Annotated in this window: 2 protein-coding genes; both read right to left on the reverse strand. The window is 37.1% G+C overall.

The annotated features are described in order from the left end of the window. Positions 1-23 precede the first annotated feature (23 nt). Complete coding sequence (locus MW688_RS15510; protein ID WP_486736918.1) at positions 24-1,145, reverse strand: NAD(P)/FAD-dependent oxidoreductase; 1,122 nt, start codon at positions 1,143-1,145, stop codon at positions 24-26. Next, entirely contained in the window at positions 1,082-1,462 is a 381-nt protein-coding gene (locus tag MW688_RS15515) for a DoxX family protein (RefSeq protein WP_486736917.1), read from the reverse strand. Before MW688_RS15515 ends, MW688_RS15510 begins: the two co-directional genes overlap by 64 nt. Positions 1,463-1,849 lie beyond the last annotated feature (387 nt).

The following is a 1,849-nucleotide window of genomic DNA, read 5'->3' on the forward strand; positions in this document are numbered from 1 at the left end:
TTTAACTCATTACTCATTACTCATTACTCATTACTCAACCACAACCAGTAACATTGAGTATATATGCAAGATTTGAGTTTTAGCTGTCGTTTAAGGTTATTGGCGATCGCTCCTCCCTGTTGTAAAGCTTCTGGGGCAATTCCTGCTAAAGGTTTTCCACTTTGTTCTATATATGCTACATCGCCGATGGCGTAGGTACAAGGATATTCTGGTAATTGAAGAGTAGTTAAGACTTTGACTTTGTTTTTACTGGCTGTGGGAATATCTTCTAGAAATTTGGGAATATTAGCTTCTACTCCGGCTGTCCAGATAACAGTTGATGTAATGATACTGCTTTCATCTTCTAAAATTACTTTTGTGGGAGTGACTTTTTTAACTCGGTTATTAAAATGTATTTTTACTTGGTGATCGCGCAATTGACCTAGAGTGTGTTTTTGTGGTTGTTTAGGATAGCTATTGAGTAAACTCTCCCCAGACTGTAAGAGAATTACTTTTGCTCTTTGCAAGTCTAATTCAGGAAAGTCTTTAGTTAAACAATCTTGAATTAATTCTTGTAGGGCACCTGCCATTTCTACTCCGGTAGGTCCACCGCCAACGATAACAAAAGTCATCAATTGCTGTTGTAACAAGATATTCTCTGGATTTTTTACTGCTTGTTCAAAACAGTCAATAAGATGATTGCGTAGGGTGATAGCATCTTTTAAAGTCCTTAAAGGAAAAGAGTACTCCTTTGCACCAGAGACGTGTAAAAAGTTAGGTTTACTTCCCGTAGCAATGACTAAATAATCATAAGAAATTTTTTGATTATTAGTAATAACAATCTTATTCTTTAAATCTATCTCCTCTACTTCTGCTCTCAGGAAATTAGCATTATCAATACCTCGTAAGGCACTACGGAGGGGGTAAGCGATTAATTCTGGTTCAATAAAGCCTGTAGCTACTTGATAGAGCAAGGGGATAAAAGTATGATAATTATGGCGATCAATTAACAAGATGTTTGCTTGAGCATTTGATAACTCTTTGACAACTCTTAATCCGGCGAAACCTGCTCCTATAACTACGACTTTAGGAAATTTTGCCGTTACAACTTTTTTTTTCCCTCTATACTTAATGCTCCTGAACCTGCATAGATAAGCATTAATAATCCCCCAATTAAACCAAGATTTTTGAGAAAATCATTAATTTCATTAGGATCAGCGATGGGGTTATGAAATACTAAAGATGCAGGGATGAGGAAAATAATTAGTAAAATTGCGCCAATTTTGGTTTTATATCCTAATAATAAAGATATTGAGCCTAAAAGCTGAAAAATTACTGTCCCTAATGATAATAAACTAGGTAAAGGTAATCCTTGACTGCTTACTGTTTCCACGAAATTATTGAAACCCAAAAGATGACTTATTCCTGCTTTGAAAAAAATTAGGCACAGGCAAATACGAGCGGCTAAGGCAATGTATTCCATAATTCTTTAGTTATTTAGTTTGGGAATAATTAATTTAATGGTCGTTTCAATTTTAACAATTAAAGATTAAGAGTTAATCTTTCTTTAGTTGTAAGGGACAAAAAAGGAAAGTGTCAGAAAGGTACTGTTGCAAAAATTTCTGTCTACACTACAAGTTGTGTTTAGCTTAGACAATTTTTAGAAAAAGACTGCTACCATTAGCTCAGATCCCACACCAGTAACTTTGGGTAAACTCATATCTTGCACTCCTAAAAAAGTACTAAATAGGCCAACAGGCGAGAAGGGGGAGAGGGGGAGAGGGGGAGAGGGGGAGCACCGGAGCAGGGAGCACCGGAGCAGGGAGCTTTCGGAGCAGGGAGAGAGGGGGAGAGGGAGAGCACCGGAGCA

The organism is Johannesbaptistia floridana (assembly GCF_057440575.1).